This window comes from Amycolatopsis sp. CB00013, from assembly GCF_001905755.1.
GTDB classification, from domain to species: Bacteria; Actinomycetota; Actinomycetes; order Mycobacteriales; family Pseudonocardiaceae; genus Amycolatopsis; species Amycolatopsis japonica.
Genome location: NZ_LIWC01000003.1, coordinates 833,094 through 856,252 on the forward strand (window position 1 = coordinate 833,094; position 23,159 = coordinate 856,252).

General features: G+C 69.5%; 26 protein-coding genes. 19 read left to right on the forward strand and 7 right to left on the reverse strand.

Going from position 1 to position 23,159, the window contains the following annotated elements:
• The first annotated feature begins 115 nt into the window (after positions 1-115).
• The 7 genes from AMK34_RS23465 to AMK34_RS23495 are packed head-to-tail and all read left to right on the forward strand — an operon-like array spanning position 116 to position 5,231.
• Positions 116-526 carry a hypothetical protein gene (locus AMK34_RS23465; RefSeq protein WP_038516189.1) on the forward strand — a complete coding sequence of 137 codons (411 nt, stop codon included), beginning with the start codon at positions 116-118 and terminating at the stop codon, positions 524-526.
• 23 nt (positions 527-549) lie between these two features.
• Positions 550-1,338, forward strand: a complete 789-nt coding sequence (locus AMK34_RS23470) for a metallophosphoesterase family protein (protein WP_038516186.1) — start codon at positions 550-552, stop codon at positions 1,336-1,338.
• Positions 1,339-1,364: 26 nt separating this feature from the next.
• The gene (locus AMK34_RS23475; RefSeq protein ID WP_037343373.1) at positions 1,365-1,805 is read left to right on the forward strand and encodes an SRPBCC family protein; all 441 of its coding nucleotides are present in this window, start codon (positions 1,365-1,367) and stop codon (positions 1,803-1,805) included.
• 14 nt (positions 1,806-1,819) lie between these two features.
• Positions 1,820-2,962, forward strand: coding sequence for an ArsA family ATPase (locus tag AMK34_RS23480; RefSeq protein WP_073846798.1), 1,143 nt, complete (start codon positions 1,820-1,822; stop codon positions 2,960-2,962).
• Positions 2,959-3,378: a hypothetical protein gene (locus AMK34_RS23485; RefSeq protein WP_038516181.1), complete on the forward strand. Its 420-nt coding sequence runs from the start codon at positions 2,959-2,961 to the stop codon at positions 3,376-3,378. Before AMK34_RS23480 ends, AMK34_RS23485 begins: the two co-directional genes overlap by 4 nt.
• Before the next feature lie 16 nt (positions 3,379-3,394).
• Positions 3,395-4,354, forward strand: a complete 960-nt coding sequence (locus AMK34_RS23490; RefSeq protein WP_038516178.1) for an ROK family protein — start codon at positions 3,395-3,397, stop codon at positions 4,352-4,354.
• A gap of 4 nt (positions 4,355-4,358) precedes the next feature.
• Positions 4,359-5,231 carry an NUDIX domain-containing protein gene (locus AMK34_RS23495; protein WP_073846799.1) on the forward strand — a complete coding sequence of 291 codons (873 nt, stop codon included), beginning with the start codon at positions 4,359-4,361 and terminating at the stop codon, positions 5,229-5,231.
• A 20-nt stretch (positions 5,232-5,251) separates the two neighbouring features.
• On the opposite strand, the gene AMK34_RS23500 is transcribed toward AMK34_RS23495, so the two are convergent.
• Genes AMK34_RS23500 through AMK34_RS23510 form a run of 3 tightly spaced genes read right to left on the reverse strand, consistent with a single transcriptional unit; the run spans position 5,252 to position 7,685 of the window.
• Positions 5,252-6,394 (reverse strand): glutamate--cysteine ligase, encoded by a 1,143-nt coding sequence (locus tag AMK34_RS23500; protein ID WP_038516172.1) that lies wholly within the window; start codon positions 6,392-6,394, stop codon positions 5,252-5,254.
• A 20-nt stretch (positions 6,395-6,414) separates the two neighbouring features.
• On the reverse strand, positions 6,415-6,918 hold the full coding sequence (locus AMK34_RS23505; protein WP_073846800.1) for a hypothetical protein: 504 nt from the start codon (positions 6,916-6,918) through the stop codon (positions 6,415-6,417).
• Positions 6,915-7,685 carry an alpha/beta hydrolase gene (locus AMK34_RS23510; RefSeq protein ID WP_037343382.1) on the reverse strand — a complete coding sequence of 257 codons (771 nt, stop codon included), beginning with the start codon at positions 7,683-7,685 and terminating at the stop codon, positions 6,915-6,917. Before AMK34_RS23510 ends, AMK34_RS23505 begins: the two co-directional genes overlap by 4 nt.
• 214 nt (positions 7,686-7,899) lie before the next feature.
• On the opposite strand from AMK34_RS23510, the gene AMK34_RS23515 reads away from it, so the two are divergent.
• Together AMK34_RS23515 and AMK34_RS23520 are read left to right on the forward strand one after the other, a co-directional pair.
• Positions 7,900-8,661 (forward strand): lysophospholipid acyltransferase family protein, encoded by a 762-nt coding sequence (locus AMK34_RS23515; RefSeq protein WP_016332794.1) that lies wholly within the window; start codon positions 7,900-7,902, stop codon positions 8,659-8,661.
• A 20-nt stretch (positions 8,662-8,681) separates the two neighbouring features.
• A complete protein-coding gene (locus AMK34_RS23520) occupies positions 8,682-9,167 on the forward strand; it encodes a polyadenylate-specific 3'-exoribonuclease AS (RefSeq protein WP_016332795.1) in 486 nt (161 codons plus the stop codon).
• A 391-nt stretch (positions 9,168-9,558) separates the two neighbouring features.
• Here AMK34_RS23520 and AMK34_RS23525 read toward each other — a convergent pair whose 3' ends face one another.
• Positions 9,559-10,635: a 3-deoxy-7-phosphoheptulonate synthase gene (locus AMK34_RS23525; protein ID WP_073846801.1), complete on the reverse strand. Its 1,077-nt coding sequence runs from the start codon at positions 10,633-10,635 to the stop codon at positions 9,559-9,561.
• A 283-nt stretch (positions 10,636-10,918) separates the two neighbouring features.
• Between AMK34_RS23525 and AMK34_RS23530 the strand changes: the two genes are divergently transcribed.
• Together AMK34_RS23530 and AMK34_RS23535 are read left to right on the forward strand one after the other, a co-directional pair.
• Entirely contained in the window at positions 10,919-11,944 is a 1,026-nt protein-coding gene (locus AMK34_RS23530) for a 6-phosphofructokinase (protein ID WP_037343389.1), read from the forward strand.
• 133 nt (positions 11,945-12,077) lie between these two features.
• Positions 12,078-13,580 (forward strand): amidohydrolase family protein, encoded by a 1,503-nt coding sequence (locus AMK34_RS23535; protein ID WP_073846802.1) that lies wholly within the window; start codon positions 12,078-12,080, stop codon positions 13,578-13,580.
• A 74-nt stretch (positions 13,581-13,654) separates the two neighbouring features.
• Here the strand turns inward: AMK34_RS23535 and AMK34_RS23540 are convergent, their stop codons facing one another.
• Positions 13,655-15,097 carry an aromatic amino acid ammonia-lyase gene (locus AMK34_RS23540; RefSeq protein WP_038516151.1) on the reverse strand — a complete coding sequence of 481 codons (1,443 nt, stop codon included), beginning with the start codon at positions 15,095-15,097 and terminating at the stop codon, positions 13,655-13,657.
• Between the two features lie 38 nt (positions 15,098-15,135).
• On the reverse strand, positions 15,136-15,606 hold the full coding sequence (locus AMK34_RS23545) for a group II truncated hemoglobin (RefSeq protein ID WP_051972594.1): 471 nt from the start codon (positions 15,604-15,606) through the stop codon (positions 15,136-15,138).
• A 104-nt stretch (positions 15,607-15,710) separates the two neighbouring features.
• Here AMK34_RS23545 and AMK34_RS23550 point away from each other — a divergent pair, with 104 nt between their 5' ends.
• Positions 15,711-16,052, forward strand: a complete 342-nt coding sequence (locus tag AMK34_RS23550) for a winged helix-turn-helix transcriptional regulator (RefSeq protein WP_073846803.1) — start codon at positions 15,711-15,713, stop codon at positions 16,050-16,052.
• Here AMK34_RS23550 and AMK34_RS23555 read toward each other — a convergent pair.
• A complete protein-coding gene (locus tag AMK34_RS23555; RefSeq protein ID WP_073846804.1) occupies positions 16,046-16,354 on the reverse strand; it encodes an ArsR/SmtB family transcription factor in 309 nt (102 codons plus the stop codon). The two genes, AMK34_RS23550 and AMK34_RS23555, sit on opposite strands and share 7 nt — an antisense overlap.
• Before the next feature lie 164 nt (positions 16,355-16,518).
• Between AMK34_RS23555 and AMK34_RS23560 the strand changes: the two genes are divergently transcribed.
• From AMK34_RS23560 to AMK34_RS23590, 7 genes are all read left to right on the forward strand, one after another.
• Positions 16,519-17,739: a glycoside hydrolase family 18 protein gene (locus tag AMK34_RS23560; RefSeq protein ID WP_037343396.1), complete on the forward strand. Its 1,221-nt coding sequence runs from the start codon at positions 16,519-16,521 to the stop codon at positions 17,737-17,739.
• Positions 17,740-17,812: 73 nt separating this feature from the next.
• On the forward strand, positions 17,813-18,478 hold the full coding sequence (locus AMK34_RS23565) for a DUF2461 domain-containing protein (RefSeq protein ID WP_005166098.1): 666 nt from the start codon (positions 17,813-17,815) through the stop codon (positions 18,476-18,478).
• A 111-nt stretch (positions 18,479-18,589) separates the two neighbouring features.
• Positions 18,590-20,014: a pyruvate kinase gene (pyk, locus tag AMK34_RS23570; protein WP_073846805.1), complete on the forward strand. Its 1,425-nt coding sequence runs from the start codon at positions 18,590-18,592 to the stop codon at positions 20,012-20,014.
• Between the two features lie 294 nt (positions 20,015-20,308).
• Positions 20,309-21,208 (forward strand): acyl-CoA thioesterase II, encoded by a 900-nt coding sequence (gene tesB / locus AMK34_RS23575; protein WP_038516136.1) that lies wholly within the window; start codon positions 20,309-20,311, stop codon positions 21,206-21,208.
• A 450-nt stretch (positions 21,209-21,658) separates the two neighbouring features.
• On the forward strand, positions 21,659-22,561 hold the full coding sequence (locus AMK34_RS23580; protein WP_038516134.1) for a helix-turn-helix domain-containing protein: 903 nt from the start codon (positions 21,659-21,661) through the stop codon (positions 22,559-22,561).
• Positions 22,558-22,767 (forward strand): DUF397 domain-containing protein, encoded by a 210-nt coding sequence (locus tag AMK34_RS23585; protein ID WP_037343401.1) that lies wholly within the window; start codon positions 22,558-22,560, stop codon positions 22,765-22,767. Before AMK34_RS23580 ends, AMK34_RS23585 begins: the two co-directional genes overlap by 4 nt.
• A 160-nt stretch (positions 22,768-22,927) precedes the next feature.
• Entirely contained in the window at positions 22,928-23,140 is a 213-nt protein-coding gene (locus AMK34_RS23590) for a hypothetical protein (RefSeq protein ID WP_038516130.1), read from the forward strand.
• The last annotated feature ends 19 nt before the right edge of the window (positions 23,141-23,159 follow it).

A 23,159-nucleotide genomic window follows, 5' to 3' on the forward strand; every position in this document is an offset into this window, starting at 1 on the left:
CGTGTTCGCGTGCAAGTGGTGTGACCGGTGTTACCCGCCAGTCAACTTAGCGTGCCGTGCACCTTAAGACCATGCTGACGAATCGGCCATACCCAGGGCATGACATTCTGCCGCTGTGAACCAGGCGCCGCCAGCTCTCGACATCGTCGACGAGACCTTCCTCGTGGTCCCGCCCTCCACCGTGGCCGCCGCTTTCGCCGATCCGCGATCTTGGTCACGTTACTGGCCGGACCTCGTCCTGGAGGTCTACACCGACCGCGGGGACCAGGGATTGCGCTGGACCGTGCGCGGTGCCTTGATCGGTACCATGGAGGTCTGGCTCGAGCCGGTGCTCGACGGAACCTTGCTGCACTACTTCCTGCGCGCCACCCCCGCCGGTCCCGACGGGGAGCCGATCGGCCTGGCACCGCGGGAACTGCGCCGCGAGTTCGACCGCCGTGCCCGCGCCGCCAAGGCGATCGCGCTCGGGCTCAAGGAGGTCCTGGAGGACGGGCGCGAGCCCGGGGTCGGTCCCCGGGCTCAGTAGGCACGGGGAGCACAGGGGAGAGCATGCGGGTTCACGTGGTGTCGGACGTGCACGGCAACGCCGACGCGCTCAAACGCGCGGGCGACGGCGCCGACGCGCTGATCGTTCTCGGCGACCTGCTGGACTTCGTCGACTACCGCGAGCACGACAAGGGCATCATGGGCGCGCTGTTCGGCGCCGAGAAGGTCGGCGAGTTCGCGCGCCTGCGGCGCGAGGGCACTCGTGATGAGACCGTTGCCTTCTCGCGATCGTTGTGGGCCACTTTGGCCGATCCCGCGGCCGCCGTCGGCGAGGCGATCCACGACCAGTACGGCGTTCTGTTCGGTGCGCTGACCGCGCCGACGTTCGCGACCCCCGGCAACGTCGACGACCCCTCGCTGTGGCCCGAATTCGCCGGCGACGGCATCACCGTCCTCGACGGCGAGGTCGCCGAGTTCGGCGGCCTGCGCTTCGGGTTCATCGGCGGCGCGCTGCTCCCGCCGAACGTGGTCCCGCGCCGCAACGGCTTCTGGCGGCCGTACCTGCGCACCCGCGAGGAGTACGACGTCGCGGTCGCCGGGCTGGAGAACGTCGACGTCCTGTGCACCCACATCCCGCCGGCCGTCCCGGAACTGACCTACGACGTGATCGCGCGGCGGTCCGAGATCGGCTCGGCGGCGCTGGTGGACCTCATCCGCGAGCAGCGGCCGCGCTGGTCGGTGTTCGGGCACGTCCACCAGCCGCTGACCCCGCGGACGCGGCTCGGCAGGACCGAATGCCGTAACGTCGGTCACTTCAAAGAGACGGCACAGCCGTACGTGCTTCGCTGGTGACCCTGGGCTGCGGCTAGGCTGCGTTCATGGCCGAGCAGTCCACGCAATCCATCGAGGTCGACGCCGAGCCCGAGCGGGTCATGGCCGTCATCGCCGACTTTCCCGCGTACCCGGAATGGGCCAAGGCCGTCCGGGAGACCGAGGTGCTCGGCGAGGACGCCGACGGCCGCGCCAAGCAGGTGAAACTCACCCTCGACGCCGGCCCCATCAAGGACGTGTACACCCTCGAGTACGACTGGGACGCCGACGGCAACGGAGTCAGCTGGCACCTGGTCAAGGGGCAGATGCAGAAGGCCCAGAACGGCCGCTACGCCCTCGAAGCGCTGGGCGCCGGACGCACCAAGGTGACGTATACGCTGTCCGTCGAGCTGGCGCTGCCGATGATCGGGCTGCTGCGCCGCAAGGCCGAGAAGATGGTCATGGACACCGCGCTCAAGGAGCTCAAGAAGCGCGCTGAAGCATCCTGAGTCGAAGGGTAGGCATGCGGATCCTGCTGTTCACCGGCAAGGGGGGTGTCGGCAAGACCACGCTGGCCGCGGCGACGGCGGCGGCACTGGCCGGGCGGGGCAGGAAGACGCTCGTGGTCTCGACCGACCCGGCGCATTCCCTCGGTGACGCCTTCGGCCGCCCGCTCGGCGGCGAACCGTCCGAAGTGGACACGCTGCTCCACGCCGCCCAGATCGACACCCGCGGCCTCGTCGACAGCACCTGGCGCGAACTCCGGCGGGAACTGCAGACCGCGCTCGCGGGAGTGGGTCTCGACTCGCTCGACGCCGAAGAGCTCACCGTGGTGCCCGGCGTCGACGAGCTCCTCGCCCTCACCGAGGTCCAGCGCCTCGCCGAGCACGGTCCCTGGGAGACGGTCGTCGTCGACTGCGGGCCGACCGCGGAAACCCTGCGGCTGCTGGCTTTGCCCGAAGCGGTCTCCGGCTATCTGTCGCGGATGTTCAAACCGGGCGCGCGGCGCACGGCGGCCGCGGTGCGGCGGCTCGGCGCGCATCTGGAGTCGCTGCGCACGCTGCTGACCGATCCGGCCACCACCACCGTGCGGCTCGTGCTGACGCCGGAGCGCGTCGTCGTCGCCGAAGCCCGCCGCACCCTCAGTTCCCTTGCCCTGCGCGGGATCCTGGTCGACGGCCTGATCGTCAACCGGCTCATGCCCGCGCCCGGGTTCTGGCGCGGCGCCGCGGCCACCTGGATGCGGACCCGCCGCACCCAGCAGAACGCCGTCCTCGCCGAACTCGCCGAAGCGGGTTTCGGATCGGGGCAGGTGAAGCCCGTCGAGCATCGCGCCGTCGAGCCGGTGGGGCTCGAGGCGTTGCAGGAAATCGCGTACGAGCTCTATCAGGGGCTGGACCCCTTGGCAGGGAACGAAAAAGGTGTGACCCCACTGCTGCAGGTGTCCGAATCGGACGACGGCTACGAGCTGCGGATCGCGGTGCCCTTGCACCTCGATTCCGAAGTGGACCTGGCCAGAGTGGACGATGATCTCGCCGTCACCGTGGACGGTTTCCGGCGGCTGATCGCGCTGCCGGAGATGTTGCGCCCGTGCCGGATCACCGGTGCGGAATCCGACGCGCACGGCCTGGTCGTGAGCCTGGCCGGGAACCGGGGACCCGGGTGAGCGAGAACAACGAGTACACCGGATCGAAGCCGCTCGAACTGGCCGAAGAGATCCGGCTCCTGGTCGAACTGGTCGTCGAGCACGCCGCGCCGTGGCTGGAGGGCCTGATCTCCGCCGGGCACGGCTGCACCGACCACGACGCCGACGGATGGTGCCCGCTCTGCGCCGTCGTCGGGGTCTTCCGAGGGGAACGGCCCGAGTTCGTGGCCCGCCTGATGGAGCAGGCCGCGCAGCTCGTCGCGTTGCTGCGGGCGGTGCTCGCCGACCGGTGGGAACCCGAGGCAGGCGTGCACATGCCGGGGTTCCAGCCTGCGCGGAAGGAGCCCGCGGCCGAAGATGTGCCGATGGGAGCTTCGCGGGTCCAGCACATCACGGTGACCAGGCGCGACGCTTGGCAGCCGGACCGGGAGAACTGAGTTGCTGACGGTAGGGGTGGACGTCGGGGGCACGAGTGTGCGCGCCGGCGTGGTGGACGAGCACGGCTCGCTGATGGACACCGCCAGGGTCGGGACGCCCAGCGGGGAGGACGCGCTCGAAGACGCCATCGCCGGCGTCGTCGAAGACCTCCGTAACCGGCACGACGTGTCCGGGGTCGGGCTCGCGGTCGCCGGGTTCGTCGCGAAGGACCGGCGGACGGTGATGTTCGCGCCGCATCTGTCCTGGCGTGCCGCGCCGGTCGCCGAGCGCATCGAGAAGCGGGTCGGCCTGCCGGTGACCCTGGAGCACGACGTGAACGCCGCCGCGGTCGGCGAATACCGCTTCGGGGCCGCCCGCGGCGCTCATGTCGCCGCGCTGATCGCCCTCGGTACCGGGATCGGCGCGGGACTGCTGCTCGACGGCAAGATCTACCGGGGCGCGTACGGTGTCGCGCCGGAACTCGGGCACCTGACCGTCGTCCCCGGCGGCAGGCCCTGCCCGTGCGGGAAATACGGCTGCTGGGAGCGCTACTGCAGCGGGACGGCGCTGGCGGCGACGGCGGTGGAGCTGCTCGCGCGGCATCCCGGCCGTTCGACCGTGCTGGCGCGCGAGACCAGGGGAGACCCCGGTTCGGTCACCGGCCGCCGCGTCGCCGGGGCCGCCCGCGACGGCGACCCGATCGCCCAGCGCGCGATGACCGAGCTGGCGAAATGGCTGGCCGAGGGGCTGGCGCTGGTCGCCGACGTCTTCGATCCCGAGCTCATCGTGATCGGTGGCGGCGTGTCCGAATCGGCTCCGCTGTTCCTCGACGAGGCCCGCGAGCACTACGCGGACAAGATCACCGGCGCCGGGCACCGGCCGCTGGCGCGGATCCGGGCCGCGCACCACGGCGACGATTCGGCGATCGTCGGTGCCGCCGCACTCGCCGTCGACGCGGCGAAGGCTCCCGGCGCCGAGATCGGTGTGACACGCTGAAGCGGTGACCCGGCAGGACGGCAACGGCTTCGTGAAGTGCGACTTCGGGCATCTTCACTGGGGTTTGAACGGCGCGGCCGGGTTGCTGCTGTCCGATCCCGCGCGCGGTGTCCTGCTGCAGCGGCGGGCCTGGTGGGTCCACCATGGACGGACCTGGGCACTGCCCGGTGGCGCCGTCGAGGCGGGGGAGAGCCCGCGTGAGGCCGCCACGCGTGAGGCGCACGAGGAGGCCGGCATCCCGCCCGCGCGGGTCCGTCCGCTGGCCGCGTCGCACGTCGACCACGGGAACTGGCGCTACACCACGGTCCTCGCCGCGCCGATCGGTCCGCTTTCAGCCAGGGTGAAGAGCGCGGAGAGCGCGGAACTGCGATGGGTCCACGCGGGCGAGGTCGCCGATTTCCGGCTGCATCGCGACTTCGCGGCGGCGTGGCCGAGATTGAGGGAACACTTGGATCGCGGGCTGGTACTGGTGGTCGACGGCGCGAACGTCGTCGGATCGCGGCCGGACGGCTGGTGGCGGGACCGGCGCGGCGCCGCGGAACGGTTACGGGACAAGCTCGCGAGCCTGTCCGAGACCGGGCTCGCCGATCCGGCCCTGCCCGGGGGCGGCGGATGGTCGTGGTGGCCGAAGGTCGTGCTGGTCGTCGAGGGCAAGGCGCGGGGAGTCGCGACGGTGCCTGGGGTCGAGGTCGTCGAGGCCGACGGCGAAGGCGACGACACGATCGTCGCCGTCGCGCGTGAAGCCCGTGCCGCGGGCCCGGACGACCACGTCGTCGTGGTCACCGCCGACCGGGAGCTGCGTTCCCGCGTCGAGGCACTGGGCGCTTCGACCTTCGGCCCCGGCACCCTCCTGGGGCACCTCGACTCCCGCGTTTAGTCCTCTGAACGCGGTCCTGGTCAGGGGCGCGCGATCTTCCCGTCCCGCATCTCCGCGATGAGCGAAGCGACGACGGCGCGAAGGCTGCCGTTGTACTGCTTCGCGACCGCGCGCTGACGCAGGTAGCTGGGCCCGTGGGTCAGGATGGTCTCCACCGACCGGAGTTCGTCGGCGCAGTCCAGGCGCCGGGCCACCGGTTCGAGCCGGTCCAGCAGGTCGTAGGTGTCGTCGGTGACGAGCCGCTCGTTGCCCGCCGCGTCGAGGATGACGATCGCGTCGACGCCGTACCGCGCCGCGCGCCACTTGTTCTCCTGGACGTGCCACGGCGGCAGCGTCGGCAGGATCTCGCCGTCGTCGAGACGCGCGCTGAAGTCGTCGACCAGGCATTGGGTCAGCGCGGAGATCGCGCCGACCTCCTCCAGCGTCGGCAGCCCGTCGCACACCCGCATCTCGATCGTCCCGAAATGCGGGGCGGGCCGGATGTCCCAGCGGATCTCGGAGAAATGGTCGATCACGCCCGTGGTGAACATGTCGTCCACGTAGCTTTCCAGCTCGGTCCACTTCCGGAACTGGAACGGCAGCCCGGCCGTCGGCAGCTGCTGGAACATCAGCGCGCGGTTCGACGCGTACCCGGTGTCCTCCGCGCCCCAGTACGGCGAAGACGCCGAAAGCGCTTGCAGATGCGGCGCGTACTTGAGCAGGGCGTCGAGGATCGGCAGGGCCTTGTCCCGGTGGTCGACACCGACGTGCACGTGGACGCCGTAGATCAGCATCTGCCGCCCCCACCACTGGGTCCGGTCGATGAGCTTGGCGTAGCGCTCCTTGTCCGTGACCTTCTGCTGGTACCAGGTCGAGAACGGATGCGACCCGGCGGAGAACAGCTCGACGCCCAGCGGGTCCAGCACCGAGTGCACGACGTCCAGTGAGTCGTTCAGATCGGCCTTGACCTCGGCGATCGTGTCGCAGATCCCGCTGATCACCTCGATGGTGTTGAGCAGCAGTTCCTGCTTGATCTTCGGATGCTCTTCCTCGCCGTCGGGCCGGACGGCGTCGAGCACCTGTTCCGCGACCGACGAGAGCTCACCGGTCCGCCGGTCGACGAGGGCGAGTTCCCATTCCGCGCCGACCGTCGACCGGCGCGAGGGAGTGAAGTCGATCTTCATCTTCCGAATTGTCCGGCAGATCAGACCTGGGCGCCGTTGTTCGGATCCGCGCCGGGCGGCGGCCCCTGACGCACCCGCAGCAGGAGCAGGGCGATCGCGGTCGCGAGGGCGAGGATCCCGAGCGGGGTGCCGAGCCGGGTGCCCATGCCGATCAGGGTGGGCGCGATCAGCAGCAGCAGGCCGAGCAGGAAGAACAGCAGGACGATGAACGCGCCCTTGCGCGGACGCGGCAGGGGAGGCGGCTCGGGCGGCACGAAGTGGCCCTCGTCGTCGCTCGACCCGGCCGGGTCGTCCTCGAACAGGGTCTTGTCCCAGCTGGTGCCGCCGCCGCGCCAGCCCGGTTCGGGTTCGGCGTCCGAAGGGTCCGGCCGGGGAGTCTTCTCGGCGGGCTTCTCCGCCGTCTTCCCGGCCGGTTTCTCCAGGTCGTCTTCCGGGAAGAGGCCGACGCCCTCCGCACGGAGGTCGGCCACGATCTCGGCGAACGTCGCGTCGACGTCCTCCGGCCCGTCCTTGCCTCTGCTCATCCGGCGTCCACCTGTCCCGCCCGGCGCACGGACCGGGCGAAGTCCACCGTACGCGTGAAGATCAGGCCCGCGTCGTGGTCTTGGGTGGCGACGTGGAAGCTGTTCTCCAGCACCACCTCGGTCACGTCGTCGCTGCCGATCCCGTCGAGGATCACCCGCGAGTTGACCGGCTCGACGATGTGGTCGACGGCCGAGTGGAGCAGGAGCACCGGCTGGGTCACCTTGCGCAGATCCGCGCGGGTGAGTTTCCACAGCTTCGCCAGGCTCGCCGCGGCGCGCACGGGTGTCCGCGAGTAGGCCAGCTCGGTCACGCCCGGCTTCGCGATGTCGTTGGCCACGCCCGGAACCGAGGGCAGGATCCGCGACAGGACGGGCAGCAGCTTGGCGTCCCAGCGCAGCGTCATGACCGACGGGTTCACCAGCACGATGCCGGCGATCCGGTCGCCGAACTCCTCGGCCAGCCGTAGCGTGAGCGTCCCGCCCATCGACATCCCGGCGACGAACACCGTCTCGCAGGTCGAGAAGAGCGCCAGCAGCTCTTCGCGGACCGCGCCGTACCAGTCCTCCCAGCCTGTCCGGTTCATGTCCTGCCACCGGGTCCCGTGCCCGGGGAGCAGCGGGCAGCGCACCGTGTAACCGGCCTCGGCCAGATGGTCGCCCCACGGCCGCATACTCGCGGGAGTGCCGGTGAATCCGTGGCACAGCAGGAACCCTGCTTCGGTCGAACCGGTGTGAGCGAACGGTTCCGCGCCGGCGAGGACGGCCATGCGATCGCCTTCCGTGAGAGCTGGGTAGGTCTACCATGTTCGCACGACCGGAGCGGCTTGTGGGGCCCCGGCCACCGCCGGAATCGGGCCGGATCCGGTGTGAGATCCGTCGCTGGGTGCGGGTAACCGGGTGGACTTCGTTGTGCCGGGGGTGCGCGATTCGTAGTCTTGACCATCGGGCACAGGGGTTGAGCTGCTAGGAGGAGTTTTCGCAGTGCTGTACTGGCTCATGAAACACGTGTTTATCGGGCCACTGCTCAAGGCGCTGTGGCCCACCAAAGTCGTCGGCGCGGAGAACATCCCCGACGACGGTGGCGCGATCCTGGCGGGCAACCACCTCGCGGTGGCCGACTCCTTCTTCATGCCGCTGCGCGTCAAGCGCAAGGTGACCTTCCCGGCCAAATCGGAGTATTTCACCGAAAAGGGCTTCAAGGGGCTGCTGAAGAAGTGGTTCTTCACCGGCGTCGGCCAGTTCCCGATCGACCGCTCCGGCGGCAACGCCGCGCAGGCCGCGCTCGACACCGCGACCCGGCTGGTCCGCGAAGGGCACCTCCTCGGCATCTACCCCGAAGGCACCCGTTCCCCGGACGGCCGCCTGTACAAGGGCAAGACCGGCGTCGCGCGGATCGCGCTCGAATCCGGCGGCGTCGTGGTCCCGGTCGCCATGATCGGCACCGACAAGGTCAACCCGATCGGCTCGAAGATGTGGTGGCCGCGCCGCCTCGAGATCCGCTTCGGCAAGCCGCTCGACTTCTCGCGCTACGAGGGCCTCGCCGGCGACCGCTTCATCGAGCGGTCCATCACCGACGAGATCATGTACGCGCTCATGGAGCTCTCCGGCCAGGAGTACGTGGACATCTACGCCGCCAAGGCGAAGGAACTGCTCGCCGCCGAGGAGGCGGGAGTCCGCCCCAAGGTGCCCGCGCAGCCCTCCGCCCAGGACGTCGCCCGTATCCCGGACACCAAGGTCGGCTGAGGCCCCACTAGGGTTCTCCGGTGCGCTTTTTCTACGACACCGAATTCATTGAGGACGGCGTGACCATCGATCTGGTGTCGATCGGTGTCGTGGACGAAAGAGGCCGCGAGTTCTACGCGGTCTCGACCGATTTCGACCCCGGCAAGGCCGGCCCCTGGGTCCGCGACAACGTGCTCCCGAAACTCCCGTCGCCCGCCGACCCGGCGTGGCGCAGCCGCGAGAAGATCCGGACGGATCTGCTCGAGTTCTTCGGCAAACCGCCCGGCGGGATCGAACTGTGGGCCTGGTTCGCCGCCTACGACCACGTCGCGCTGGCGCAGCTGTGGGGGCCGATGCCCGCGCTGCCGCGTCAGCTGCCGCGGTTCACGCGCGACCTGCGGCAACGCTGGGAGGACGCGGGCAAGCCGAAGCTGCCGTCGGCCCCGGACGACCAGCACGACGCGCTGGCGGACGCGAGGCACAACTACCAGCGGTGGCAGATCATCGAGTCCTACTGGCACCGGTAGGCCCTTGAGCGTGTGAAGGCGGCCTTCCCTCGGCTCAGCCGAGGGAAGGAGGCCTTCACACGCGGGCGCCAGCCGAGCCGGGTTCGCGCTGCTCAGAGTTCGGTGTCCCCAATGTGGCATTGGAGACACTCAGCGTCTCCAATGCCACATTGGGGACACAAGGACCGAGCCCCGTCCCCGTGCGAGGTGGGAATGAGTCCTTCGCCAGGACGTCGGCCTGACGTCCTGAGGTGAAGGGCGCCATCCCCGCGTGCCATGCGGCGAAAGCTCCCTTCGCCACACGAGGCGCCAGCCGGTCCACCCCCTCGCCGCCCCGAGTGCCGTGCAATGAACGGTCCTTTCCTTGCGAAATTTGCGAGGAAAGGACCGTTCCTAGCGTTCGCGAGGGGGCTCAACGACGTGAGTCGACGGCCTCGGCGAGGGTGTCGAGCAGCTCCGCCGTCGTCTCCCACCCGAGGCAGGCGTCCGTGATCGACTGCCCGTACGTCAGCGAAGCGGCCGACCCCAGCGTCAGGTCCTGGCGCCCCTCCACCAGGAAGCTCTCCAGCATCAGCCCCGCGATACCCCGCTCACCGGCCCCGATCCGCCCGGCGAGTTCGCGGACGACCGCGGCCTGCCGCACGTGGTCCTTCGCGCTGTTGCCGTGGCTCGCGTCGATGATCACGCGTTCCGGCAGTCCCGACTTCGCCAGCCGCGCCAGCGTGTCGGCCACCGTCGCGGGGTCGTAGTTCGGACCGGCGGAGCTGCCGCGCAGGATGACGTGGCAGTCCTCGTTGCCCGCGGTGGTGATGAGCGCGGCGAGCCCGTCGGGGTTGATCCCGGCGAAGACGTGGCTCGCGCCGGCCGCGCGAGTGGCGTCGACGGCGACCTGGACGTCGCCCTCGGTCGAGTTCTTGATCCCGACCGGCATCGACAGCGCGCTGCACAGCTGCCGGTGCACCTGGCTCGCCGCGGTCCGCGCGCCGATGGAACCCCAGGTCACGGTGTCGGAGATGAACTGCGGGGTGATCGGGTCGAGGAATTCGCAGCCCACGGGCAGGCCCAGCGCGGAGATGTCGAGCAGCAGTTTGCGCGCCATCCGGAGACCGTGGTTGACCTCGTAGGTGCCGTCCAGACCGGGGTCGTTGATCAGGCCCTTCCAGCCGAGCGTGGTCCGCGGCTTCTCGAAGTAGACGCGCATGACGATGTGCAGGTCGCGGCGGTGTTCTTCGGCCTTGGCGGCGAGACGGCGGGCGTAGTCGAGCGCGGCGTCCGCGTCGTGCACCGAGCAGGGCCCGACGACGACGAGGAGCCGGTCGTCCCGGCCGTCGAGGATGTCGACGGCCGAGGCCCGCCCGGCTAGGACGGTGTCGGCGATTTCCGCCGTCATCGGATGTTCGTGCCGCAGCATCGCGGGCGACAGCAGCGGGTTGACGGCCGCCGTGCGGTGCCCGTCGAGGGCGATCAGGGTGTCAGCGGAGGGAGACATCGCGGGTCTGGTTCCTTTCGAAAGGGATACCGACCCGCGGGAACTCGCCGAGCCGGTGGGAAATCCGGCTCGGGGTGGAGGTCAGCGCAGGTTCACGCCGCCGTGCCCACCCGGGGCCGGCTTCGTAAACCAGAAATAGCGCTGCACGGGGCCAAGCTAGCACATCCGCGGCGCGTACCGATTCCCGAGGTGGTCCGCCCTGCACCGATCCAGAGAACTGCCGCTACGCTGGCGTCGGGACATGTGACTGTCATCTCTACGGAACACAAGACGGAGGCTTCTGATGCGTGTCGGTGTGCTAACCGGCGGTGGGGACTGCCCGGGGCTCAACGCGGTGATCCGCGGTGTGGTGCGCAAGGGCATCGAGGTGCACGGCTGGGACATCGTCGGGTTCCGCAACGGCTGGAACGGTCCCCTCACCGGGGACAGCCGTCCGCTCGGCCTGAACGACGTCGAGGACATCCTGACCCGCGGCGGCACGATCCTGCGCTCGTCGCGGACCAACCCGTACAAGGTCGACGGCGGGGTCGACAAGATCAAGGCCGTGCTCGCCGAGCAGCAGGTCGACGCGCTGATCGCGATCGGTGGCGAGGACACCCTCGGCGTCGCGAAGCGGCTCACGGACGACGGCGTCGGCGTCGTCGGGGTGCCCAAGACGATCGACAACGACCTCGGCGCCACCGACTACACCTTCGGCTTCGACACGGCCGTCTCGATCGCCACCGAGGCCATCGACCGGTTGCACACCACGGCCGAGTCGCACCACCGCGCGCTGGTCGTCGAGGTCATGGGGCGGCACGCGGGCTGGATCGCGCTGCACTCGGGCCTCGCCGGCGGCGCGAGCGTGATCCTGGTGCCGGAACGGCACTTCAACGTCGACCAGGTCGTCTCGTGGGTCGAGCGCCGCTTCGAGAAGGAGTTCGCGCCGATCATCGTCGTCGCCGAGGGCGCGCTGCCCGAGGGCGGCGAGGAGAAGCTGCTGACCGGAGAGAAGGACGCCTTCGGGCACGTCCGGCTCGGTGGCATCGGCACCTGGCTGGCCGACGAGATCGCCGCCCGCACCGGCAAGGAGTCCCGCGCGGTCGTGCTCGGGCACGTCCAGCGCGGCGGCACCCCGACGGCGTACGACCGCGTGCTCGCCACCCGGTTCGGGCTCAACGCCGTCGACGCCGTGGCCGATGGCGACTTCGGCGTGATGGTGGCGTTGCGCGGCACGGACATCGTCCGCGTCAAGCTCGCCGAGGCGACCGCCGAACTGAAGACCGTCCCGGTCGAACGGTACGAAGAGGCCGAGGTCTTCTTCGGCTGAGCCCTGTTTCAGGAGAAGGCCCCTTACATCGTGCTGACCTCGGGTAAGGGGCCTTCGCTTTTCTTGCGGGCCCGCCGTCGCGGCTAGTTGAATCGGCCACCTGGGGGGTCCGGGCGGAAGGGCGGCGGTTCTCATGGGATCCAACAGGCGCGAGTTCCTCAGGTGGCTGGCCGCCGGCGGGACCGGGGTGGCGCTCGCCGGGCTGCTGCCCGGTACGGCCGCCGCCGAAACGGGCACGATCGTCGTCCTCGCCCAGGTCACGCTGATCGACGGCACGGGTTCGGCGCCGCGGCGTGACGTCTCGGTCGTGCTCGCCGGCGACCGGATCGCCTGGGTCGGCTCCGGTCCGGTCCCGGAGATCGACGGCGCGCGGGTCATCGACGGCCGCGGCAAGTACCTCATCCCGGGCCTGTGGGACATGCACGCCCACGGTGCGGACCTCGAGGACATCGTCCCGCCGTTGCATCTGGCGCACGGTGTCACGGGCGTCCGCGAGATGTGGGGGTACGCGGAAAACCGTGCCACGAAAGGCAAGATCGAACGCGGCGAGCTGCTCGGCCCGCGTGTCGTGCTGGCGAGCGGGATCGTCGACGGGCCGGTCACGCTCCTGGCTCCGCCGGTGCTCCAGGTGTCGACGGAGGCCGAAGCGCGGGCCGTCGTCCGCGCCGAGAAGGCCGCGGGCGCCGAGCTCGTCAAGACCTACTCCTACCTCGCACCCGACGTCGTGCGCGCGGTCGCGGACGAAGCCCGCGCCCAGGGTCTGCGGTTCTCCGGGCACTGGCCGTACAAGCTGTCCCACCTCGAGGTGAGCGATCTGGGCCAGCACAGCCTCGAGCATTTCTTCGGGGTGTCGATCCACTGCTCGTCCCGGCGCGACGAGATCCTGGCCAGGCTGAAGTCGACGCCCTACGACCCCGCGGCGCCGCGGGACTTCTTCAACCTGGCTCGGCGGCTGGAGTTCGAGTCGGTCACCACGTACGACCGCCGTGTGGCGCGGGCCTATTTCGAGCGGCTGCGCTGCAACGGCACCTGGCACTCGCCGACGCTGACGATCAACCGGGTCGTCACGCAGCCCGCCGAGACCCACCAGCGGGACCCGCGGCTGAAGTACGTACCGGCGGACGTGCGCGAGAGCTGGGCCAAGGGCATCGAACGCTTCGCGCCGAAGACCCCGGAGGAAGTCGCCCTGCAGGAGCGGTACTACCAGGAGACGCTGCGGCTGGTCGGCGTCGCGCACGAAGCGGGTGTCGGCCTCATCGGCGGCACCGACTGCCTCAATCCGTACACCTTCCCCGGCAGCGGGCTGCACGAGGAACTCGCGTTCCTGGTGGAGGCCGGGCTCTCGCCGGTGCGGGCCTTGAAGACCGTCACCGGGGACGCGGCGAGGTTCCTCGGCAGGGAAGGGACGTCGGGCACGGTCGCGGCGGGGAAGGAGGCGGACCTCGTGCTGCTGGACGCGGATCCGGCCGCGGACATCCGCAACGTCGCGAAGATCGACACGGTGATCACGCGCGGCCGGGTGCTCGGCAAGGCGGAGCGGCGGCGGATGCTCGACGCCGTCGAGGCCGCAGCGAACCGGCCCACGACGACGAACGCCCGGCTCCACTCCCTCGCGCGCCGGGGTTGCTGCTGTTGACCTCCCGCGTTTCGTCCTCTGAATGCGTTCGTTGGTGATGCCAACTACCGCATTCAGAGGACGAAACGCGGGGGTCAGATGCGGGCGAAGGTGTCCAAAAGGGACACGGCGCGGGCGATGTCGTCGGTGAGCGGCCGGTCCTCGACGCTCGGGTCGAGCACGGCCGCGGCGGTCTCGTAGGCGTCCCGCGCGGGCAGGGAGACGAGGTCGGCCTTGCGCATCCGCAGCGCCCGGACGGCCGCGACCAGTTCGCACGCCAGCACCTGCTGATACGCCGACCCGGCCGCGGTCGCCGCCCGCGCGGCCTGCGTCGAGAAGCTCGCGTGGTCCTCGATCCCGCGTGAGACGACGGCCGTGCCCAGCGTCGCCGGCAGCGCGGCCTGCCGCAGTTCGGTGAGCGCGTCGTGCGCGACGTACTCCAGGATCATCACGCCCGAACTGCCCGACGGCCCGGCCGCCAGGAACGGCCGCAACCCGGTGAACTCCGGTTCCACCAGGTCGCCGAGCCGGGCCACCGACAGCTCGGCGACCTGGTGGACGGTCGCGCGCACCTGGTCGAGCGCGGTTGAGACGTACGCCGTGTGGAAATGCGCGTGGTGATAGGCGTCCTGGTGCACCGTCGAGATCATCGGGTTCTCGGTGCTGGCGTTGATCTCCACCGCGAGGACGTCCCGCAGGTAGTGGATCGCGTCCAGCGCGGGCCCCTGCACCTGCGGGAACGCGCGGAGCCCGAACGGGTCCTGGATCCGCCTGCCCGGTTTGGGCGTGCCCTCCATCCCGAGCAGCCGCCGCATCTCCGCCGCGCACGCGACCTGCCCGGCGTGCGGACGCGCCTCGTGCACGGGGGTCGCATACGCCTCCGGGTTCCCGTCGAGCGCGATGTAGGTCAGCGCCGCGACGACGTGACTCGCCCGCGTCAGCGTGTCGAGCCGCATCGCCGCGAGGGTCGCCTCGGCCAGCGTCGCGGCGTTGCTGCTCATGAACGCGAGCGCGTCACCCGCCTGGACCGGCACCGGGGGCACCCCGCCGGTCAGCCACGGCCGTTCGCCGGTGAGGGCGAGCGCGGTCTCCGCGAGCGGCGCGAGGTCGCCGGTGCCGATCGCGCCGAGCCGGTGCACGAGCGGCAGCGCCCCGGTCCGCACCGCGTCGGCGAGCGCCCCGATCAGCACGGGGCTGAGCCCCGCGCGCCCGGCCAGCAGCTGGTTGAGCCGGATGAGCATCATCGCCCTGGTCTGGCCGGGGGACATGACGTCGCCGCTGCCACCCGCGTGACTGCGCAGCAGCCGCAGCCCGTGATCCGGCGACTCGCCCTCGCCGACCGGATCCTCCTTGTTCGCGCCGACGCCGGTGGTGCGGCCGTAGACGATCCTGCGGGTGCTCAGTTCTTCGGCGAGCTTCCACGCGCTTTCCGCGCCGCGCAGCGCGGCGATCGAAACGTCGATGCCCAGTGGGCCCTCGGTGCTCGCGGCGGTCACGACGTCCGCGCAGCGCAGGGTCCGGCCGTCCACCCGGATCACGGCGGCCTCCTTTCACGACCGCCCCACTATGAACGCCTTCAGTCCGACGGCGGCTGCCAGGGCGGCCGGTTGCCCCAGTCCCACTTCGGCATCGGCTCGGGAACAGTGACTTCGCGACCCGGTTGCGAGAACATCACCGCGAGCCTGCTGCCCCATTCGACATACGCGGCGAAGGCGGAGCGGAATTCGGGATCGGCCGGGAGCCCGGCCTCGTCGGCGGCGTCGAAGAGCAGGTTCACCCAGCGACGGCGCTGCTCCTCGGTGATGGCCCGGCCCAGATGCCGTCCGACCATGTGCCGGTGCCCGCCGTGTTCGCCGCTGTAGGTCTCCGGCCCGCCGAACACCTCGGCCAGCCAGACCGCCACGTGCTCGGGGTGGCCGGGATCCATATGGCGGAAGACCGGCTCCAGCAACGGGTCCTTCAGCACGTGGCCGTAGAAGACGGTGGTCAGCCTGCGCAGGGCGTCCAGCCCGCCGGCCCATTCGTACAACGTCGGCGTCTCGGTCACGTAAGGTCCTCCCAGCGGCGATGATCTTCCGGTCCGGCAAGGCAACCACCCCGGATCGCCGGGGACAACCGCTTACTTTCCGGTGCGTGCCAAGGGGAGCGGCGATGAAGCGGTACCACTGCGCGGTCGAGCTCGCGGTCGACGTCATCGGCGGCAAGTGGAAGCCGGTGATCCTGGCGCATCTGAAGGAGGGCGTGCACCGGTACGGCGAACTCCGGCGCCGGATGCCGGGCGTCAGCGAGAAGATGCTGACCCAGCATTTGCGCGAGCTGGAGGCGGACGGCCTCGTGCTCCGGGAGAGCCGCGAGGGCCGGGTGCCGCACGTCGAGTACCGGCTGAGCGAGGAAGGGGAGCGGTTACGCCCCGCACTCCAGGCGCTCTACGACTGGGGGACGCGGCGCGCGGCCGATCGCGGCATCACGTTCGAGCCGTTACCTATTCACTGACTGTCGTCGTCGAGGTGCCGTTCGAGCGCGTCGATACGTCCTTCCCAGAACCGGCGGTACGGCGCGAGCCAGGCGTCGACCTCCGCGAGCGGTTCCGGGCGGAGCCGGTAGCACCGGCGCTGGGCGGCGACGCGGACGGAGACCAGGCCGGCCTCGCGTAGGACACGCAGGTGCTTCGATACGGCCGGTTGGCTCAGTTCGAGGACCTCGACCAGCTCGTTGACCGATTTCTCGCCGCCACGCAAGAGGTCGAGGATGGTCCTGCGCCGCGGTTCGGCGAGGATCTCGAAAGTCTGCATCATCCGGGAAATGTGCCCCGTGCGGCATATTTCCGTCAAGGAATGTTCGAAAATGTCCATCCGAAAGTCTTGGTCTGAACCATTGACGGAGTGGTCTAGTCCACTTAGCTTGTGCGTGTCCCGCCGCAGTCCTCTCGTCACCGCCGGTGACCGTGAAGGGAGAACGCATGTCCCGTTCGTTCAGGCTCACCGCGATCGTGGGTGCCGCGGCCGTCGCGCTCGGCGCGCTGGCCGTCGCCGCTCCGGCGCAGCAGGCGTCAGCCGCACCGGAAACCTCGGAGGCGTCGGTCGGCAAGGTACTCGGGTATTTCGCCGAATGGGGCGTCTACCAGCGGAACTACCATGTGAAGAACATCGACACGTCGGGTTCGGCGAGCAAGCTGACGCATATCAACTACTCGTTCGGCAACGTGACGAACGGTGGCTGCGCGCTCGGTGACGCCGAGGCGGCGACCAGCAAGTTCTACGACGCGGCCGGCAGTGTGGACGGGGTCGCGGACAGCTGGGACACCGGCGCGCTGCGCGGGAACTTCAACCAGCTGAAGAAGCTCAAGGCCAAGTACCCGAACCTCAAGGTGCTGTGGTCGTTCGGCGGCTGGACCTGGTCCGGCGGGTTCGGCGAGGCCGCCAAGAACCCCGCCAAGTTCGCGGAGTCCTGCTACAACCTCGTCAACGACCCGCGCTGGGCCGGTGTCTTCGACGGCATCGACATCGACTGGGAGTACCCGAACGCCTGCGGTCTCTCCTGTGACACCAGTGGCGCGGCCGCGATCAAGAACCTCGCGCAGGCCCTGCGGGAGAAGTTCGGCTCGAAGCTGGTCACCGCCGCGATCACCGCGGACGGCACCGACGGCGGCAAGATCGACGCCGCGGACTACGGCGGCGCGGCGCAGTACTTCGACTGGTACAACGTTATGACCTACGACTACTTCGGCGCCTGGGCCGCGCAGGGCCCGACGGCCCCGCACTCGCCGCTGACCGACTACGCGGGTATCCCGACCGCCGGGTTCCACTCCGACGCCGCGATCCAGAAGCTCAAGGCCAAGGGTGTCCCGGCGAACAAGCTGCTGCTGGGCATCGGCTTCTACGGCCGCGGCTGGACCGGCGTCACCCAGGAGGCCCCAGGCGGTACGGCGACCGGTCCGGCGGCGGGCACCGAGCCGGGCATCCAGGACTACAAGGTCCTGAAGACCACCTGCCCGCCCACCGGCACCGTCGCGGGCACCGCGTACGCCAAATGCGGCAGCGACTGGTGGAGCTACGACACCCCGGCGACCATCGGCGGCAAGGTCACCTACGCCAAGAACCAGGGTCTCGGCGGCGCCTTCTTCTGGGAGCTGTCCGGTGACACCGCCGACGGCGAACTGATCACCGCTCTGGCCAAGTAAGGCCCTCTCCGACAGAAGCGCGTGAAGGCCCCCTTCACGCGCTTCTGTCGGTGCCGAGGATTACGGTCACCCCATGGGTTTCGAGGGTTTCGGCGAGTACGCCATCGACTTCTACGACGGTCTCGAGGCGGACAACTCCAAGTCCTATTGGGACGCGAACCTCGCCACCTACAAGGCCGACGTCCGCGCGCCGATGGAGGCGCTGCTCGCCGAACTCGTCCCGGAGTTCGGCGACGGCTTCGGCGAGGGCAAGGTCTTCCGCCCGTATCGCGATGTCCGGTTCGCCAAGGACAAGACGCCGTACAAGACCCACTGCGGCGCGGTGATCGAGCAGGGCCGCGGCGGCGGCGCGTACTACGTCGAGGTCGGCCCGGCCGGGCTGCGTGTCGGCGGCGGTTGCTTCCACTTCGAGTCCGATCAGCTCGCCCGTTTCCGCAAGGCCGTCGACACGGAACTGCGGGGCGCCGAGCTCGCCAAGATCCTCGCGAAGCTGGAGAAGGCGGGCTGGGAGGTCAAGGGGGACAGGCTCAAGTCGAAGCCGCGTGGCTTCGCCGAGGACCATCCCCGCATCGACCTGCTGAAGTATCGCTCCGTGTACGCGGTCCGTGGCTGGGAGCCGGACGACGTCCTGCACGAACGCGGCGCGCTCGACCGGGTGCGGAAAGCGTGGCGGCAGGTCCGCGCGTTCAACGAATGGGCGCGGGACCGCGTCGGGCCGAGCGAGAAGCCGCGCCGATAACCGGCGAACCGGGTTCGATGGTTTCCTTGTCGCCCAGGTCAACTGACACTTTTCTTGAACTTTCGGTATCGGTACAGACGTAGCCACGATGAGGGACTACGCTGTGCGAACGTGAGCCGACGCGCGAAGATCGTTTGTACCCTGGGCCCCGCGACCGCTACGCCGGAGAAGATGCGGCAACTCGTCGACGCCGGGATGGACGTCGCGAGGATGAACTTCAGCCACGGGACGCACAGCGACCACAAGCAGGTCTACGACCTCATCCGCACCGCCGCCGCCGAATCGGGCCGCGCGGTGGGCATCCTCGCCGACCTCCAGGGGCCGAAGATCCGTCTCGGCACCTTCGCGGGCGGGCCGGTCGAGTGGCACAACGGCGACATCGTGCGCATCACCGTCGAGGACGTCGCGGGTACGCACGACCGCGTCTCGACCACCTACAAGGGACTCGCCGACGACGCGAAGCCCGGCGACCGTCTCCTCGTGGACGACGGCAAGGTCGGCCTCGTGGTCACCCACGTCGAGGGCCCGGACGTCGTCTGCGAGGTCACCGAAGGCGGCCCCGTCAGCAACAACAAGGGCGTTTCGCTGCCGGGCATGGACGTCTCCGTGCCGGCGCTGTCCGAAAAGGACATCGAAGACCTCGAGTTCGCGCTGGAACTCGGCGTGGACTTCATCGCGCTGTCGTTCGTCCGCTCGCCCGCCGACATCGACCTGGTCCACCAGGTGATGGACCGCGTCGGCAAGGGCCGCCTCCCGGTGGTCGCGAAGATCGAGAAGCCCGAAGCGGTCTACAACCTCGAAGCCATCGTGCTCGCCTTCGACGCGGTGATGATCGCCCGCGGCGACCTCGGCGTCGAACTCCCGCTGGAGCAGGTCCCGCTGGTGCAGAAGCGCACCATCCAGATCGCCCGCGAGAACGCGAAGCCGGTCATCGTCGCGACGCAGATGCTCGAATCGATGATCAACAGCTCCCGCCCGACCCGCGCCGAGGCCTCGGACGTCGCGAACGCGGTGCTCGACGGCGCGGACGCGCTCATGCTCTCGGGCGAGACCAGCGTCGGCCGCTACGCCATCGACGTGGTCAAGACCATGGGCCGGATCATCGAAGCCGTCGAGACCGACTCGCCGGTCGTGCCGCCGCTGTCGCACGTCCCGCGCACCAAGCGCGGCGTCATCTCCTACGCGGCCCGTGACATCGGGGAGCGGCTGAACGCCAAGGCCCTGGTCGCCTTCACCCAGTCCGGTGACACCGTCCGGCGACTCGCGCGGCTGCACACGCGGCTGCCGCTGCTGGCGTTCACGCCGGAGGAGAGCGTCCGCAGCCAGCTCGCGATGACGTGGGGCACCACGACGCGGATCGTGCCGAAGGTGGGCTCGACCGACCAGATGATCCAGCAGGTCGACCACGCGATGCTCGAAATGGGCAAGTACGCCAAGGGGGACCTGGTGGTCATCGTGGCCGGTTCGCCGCCCGGGACCGTCGGGTCGACCAACCTCATCCGGGTGCACCGCCTGGGCGAGGACGACCACGCCTGACCGCGCCGCTCCTACCAACGCTATGAAGGACCCTTTCCTTGCAAATTTTGCAAGGAAAGGGTCCTTCATAGCGTTCGAGGTGTCCCGTCCGTGTGGTGAAGGGGCCCTTCGCCACATGCCATGCGGTGAAGGGCCCCTTCAGCCCGTCGGCGCACGCTAGGAACGGTCCTTTCCTGGCAAATTTCGCAAGGAAAGGACCGTTCCTAGCGTCCCAGGTGTCCCGAAGGTGGCCTTCGCGACAAACGTCCCGCCTCACAGAGGCTCCAAGCACCCTTACGGCCTAAAGTTCAGGGCATGACTGAGATGGCCAGGGAAGCCGCGGCCGGTTTCGACAACGCCGGCGGGGTGGGCGGACAGCCCGTGCTCGACCGGCTGGTCGCGTTGCTGGACTTGGAGAAGATCGAAGAGAACATCTTCCGCGGCGTCTCGCCCGCCCACTCGCCGGTGCGGGTGTTCGGCGGGCAGGTCGCGGGGCAGGCGCTGGTCGCCGCCGGCCGCACGGTCCCCGAAGAGCGGAAGGTCCACTCGCTGCACGCGTACTTCATCCGCGGCGGCGACCCGAGCGTCCCGATCGTCTACGAGGTCGACCGCATCCGCGACGGCCGCTCGTTCACCACCCGCCGCGTCGTGGGCATCCAGCACGGCAAGGCGATCTTCTCCCTGTCGGCCTCGTTCCAGAAGGACGAGGGCGGCATCGAGCACTCCGAGGCCATGCCCGACGTCCCGGCGCCCGATTCGCTCCCGACGCTGCAGGAACGGGCCGAGGGGTACTTCATGGGCCATCTCGACCGGCCGCGTCCGATCGACCTGCGGTACGTCAACGATCCGCCGTGGGTGACCAGGAAGTCGGGCGACCGGCCCGCCAGGAATCAGGTCTGGATGCGGGCCGACGGCAAACTCCCGGACGAGCAGCTGCTGCACGTCTGCGTCCTGACCTACGCCTCCGACATGACGCTCTTGGACTCGGTCCTCGCGCGCCACGGCGTCTACTGGGATCTCGACAAGGTGCTCGGCGCGAGCCTCGACCACGCGCTCTGGTTCCACCGCCCGTTCCGGGCCGACGAGTGGTTCCTCTACGACAGCGCGTCGCCGACGGCGTCGGGTGCCCGGGGCTTGGCGACCGGCCGGTTCTTCGCCGAGGACGGAACGCATATCGCGACCGTCGTGCAGGAAGGTCTTCTCCGAGTCGTGTGAACGGTGACGTTCCGCATCGAAGAGCCGCCTTGTCCACCCTTTAGAGGGAATGGCGAAACGCATTAACATCTGGAGCCAGAGTATTACGAATTAAAGGGAGGGCCGGAACCGATCGGGGGACGGCTCCGGCCCTGCACCGGGGGTGAATCCGGCTTCGACGGGTATCCTTCCGAAAGCCCATCGGTGCAGCTCGCGGCCCCGCGCCCGTGCCGCGAGCGGATCCGCTGCCGCCGGTGAGGGCGGGCGTACCGCGTTGCACAATGCTCAACCTACAACGGCAATCTGCAATTTGCAGGATGAAAATCCACGCGTGGGTGAAAATGGTCGTGTGACCATCTCACCGAATGTGTCTCGGGCTGGTTAGATGTCCTTCGTGCGGGGTTGGGAGAACACTGTTCTCCTCGCCGTGTCGCGATCGGTGTTGCTCGGACAGCTTGTGGAGGTGCCGTGATGACGAGGGGTCAGGGACCCACCGTGCGCCGCCGGAGACTGGCGAGCGAACTGAGGCGGTTGCGCGAGGCGGCCGACCTCACCATCGACGAGGTGAGCGAGAAGCTCGAATGCTCGGCGTCGAAGGTCAGCCGTATCGAGACGGGGCACGTCGGCGTCACCCCGCGCGACGCGCGCGACATGCTCGAGCTGTACGGCATCGCCGGTGACGAGCAGGAGGCGCTCGTCCAGCTGGCCAGGGAAGCCCGCAAACGCGGCTGGTGGCATGCGTATAACGAGGTGTTCACCGGCACCTTCGTCGGCCTGGAGGCGGACGCGAGTTCGCTGCGCGCGTTCCAGGCGCTGCTGGTGCCGGGCCTGTTGCAGACCGAGCGCTACGCCAAGGCCGTGATCAGGGCGATGCGGCCCGACGCCGAGGACGCCGAGATCAGGCGCCGGGTCGCGGCGAGAATGGCGCGGCAGGAGCTGCTGACCGATCCCTCGCCCCCGGAGTACTGGGCCGTCATGGACGAAGCGGTCCTGCACCGCGTGGTCGACGGGCCCGAGGTGATGGCGGAACAGCTGTACCGGATGGTGACGATGGCCGCGCAGCCGAACGTCACCGTCCAGATCGTGCCGTTCGGCGCGGGTGCCCATCCCGGGATGGAGGGTCCGTTCCTCATCATGGGCTTCCCCGAACTGGCCGACACCGACGTGGTCTACGTCGACAGCACCTCCAGCGGGCTCTACCTGGAGGAACCCCCGGACGTCCGGCGATACGCGTTGATGTTCGACCATCTCCGCGCCGCCGCGTTGAAGCCGGACGACTCGGTCGAGGTGATCGCCGAGGCCGCCGGGAGGTTCGCCGAACAGGCGGCCCTTCCGGAGAAGTCCCTGGAAACAAGTAAGGAGTGGGGAGCATGACGCCCAACGATGACCTTTCCCAGGCCCGGTGGTTCAAGAGCAGCCACAGCGGTGGCGGCAACGACTGCGTCGAGGTCGCCTTCACCGGTGACGGTGCCGCGCTGAGGGACTCCAAGGACCCTGAGGGAGGTGCCTTCCGCCTCTCGCCGCAGGCTTGGCGCGGGCTGCTCGGCGCGGTGCGCACGAGTGGCCCGGATCACGGCTAGACACCCTCGAACTCGACCCCTTACGCCCCCCGAGCAGGGGATGGGCCGGCGTAAGGGGTCGAATCACGTCCGGGTGTAGGTGATCACCCGATGCCTCAGGGCACCCCTCAGGACGAATCTCGTCACTACCAACAAGGCAGTGAGTTCCTAAGGGGAAAAGATGAACACGAACGACGCCCTCCTCACCGGCGTACTGGCCGAGGTCGAGTACCGGAGGGAGGAGCTGCAGCGAGCGGGCCGCAGCATGTGGGTCGAGCGGGCCCGCCGCGCGAGCAAGCGGATCCGCGCGCATCGCGCCGAAGTCCAGGTGCCCGCCCAGGAGCGCCGCGAGGCCCGGCAGATGCCCGCCCGCAGCGGCGACATCACCCGGTAGAGGTCGAGTGCGATGAAGC

Coding starts and splice junctions, on each gene's coding strand:
- AMK34_RS23470 (WP_038516186.1), top strand. CDS start 550: ATGCGGGTTCACGTGGTGTCGGACGTGCACGGCAACGCCGACGCGCTC.
- AMK34_RS23475 (WP_037343373.1), top strand. CDS start 1,365: ATGGCCGAGCAGTCCACGCAATCCATCGAGGTCGACGCCGAGCCCGAG.
- AMK34_RS23480 (WP_073846798.1), top strand. CDS start 1,820: ATGCGGATCCTGCTGTTCACCGGCAAGGGGGGTGTCGGCAAGACCACG.
- AMK34_RS23500 (WP_038516172.1), bottom strand. CDS start 6,394: ATGAAGATCGACTTCACTCCCTCGCGCCGGTCGACGGTCGGCGCGGAA.
- AMK34_RS23505 (WP_073846800.1), bottom strand. CDS start 6,918: ATGAGCAGAGGCAAGGACGGGCCGGAGGACGTCGACGCGACGTTCGCC.
- AMK34_RS23510 (WP_037343382.1), bottom strand. CDS start 7,685: ATGGCCGTCCTCGCCGGCGCGGAACCGTTCGCTCACACCGGTTCGACC.
- AMK34_RS23525 (WP_073846801.1), bottom strand. CDS start 10,635: ATGTCTCCCTCCGCTGACACCCTGATCGCCCTCGACGGGCACCGCACG.
- AMK34_RS23530 (WP_037343389.1), top strand. CDS start 10,919: ATGCGTGTCGGTGTGCTAACCGGCGGTGGGGACTGCCCGGGGCTCAAC.
- AMK34_RS23535 (WP_073846802.1), top strand. CDS start 12,078: ATGGGATCCAACAGGCGCGAGTTCCTCAGGTGGCTGGCCGCCGGCGGG.
- AMK34_RS23550 (WP_073846803.1), top strand. CDS start 15,711: ATGAAGCGGTACCACTGCGCGGTCGAGCTCGCGGTCGACGTCATCGGC.
- AMK34_RS23555 (WP_073846804.1), bottom strand. CDS start 16,354: ATGATGCAGACTTTCGAGATCCTCGCCGAACCGCGGCGCAGGACCATC.
- AMK34_RS23560 (WP_037343396.1), top strand. CDS start 16,519: ATGTCCCGTTCGTTCAGGCTCACCGCGATCGTGGGTGCCGCGGCCGTC.
- AMK34_RS23565 (WP_005166098.1), top strand. CDS start 17,813: ATGGGTTTCGAGGGTTTCGGCGAGTACGCCATCGACTTCTACGACGGT.
- tesB (WP_038516136.1), top strand. CDS start 20,309: ATGACTGAGATGGCCAGGGAAGCCGCGGCCGGTTTCGACAACGCCGGC.
- AMK34_RS23580 (WP_038516134.1), top strand. CDS start 21,659: ATGACGAGGGGTCAGGGACCCACCGTGCGCCGCCGGAGACTGGCGAGC.
- AMK34_RS23585 (WP_037343401.1), top strand. CDS start 22,558: ATGACGCCCAACGATGACCTTTCCCAGGCCCGGTGGTTCAAGAGCAGC.
- AMK34_RS23590 (WP_038516130.1), top strand. CDS start 22,928: ATGAACACGAACGACGCCCTCCTCACCGGCGTACTGGCCGAGGTCGAG.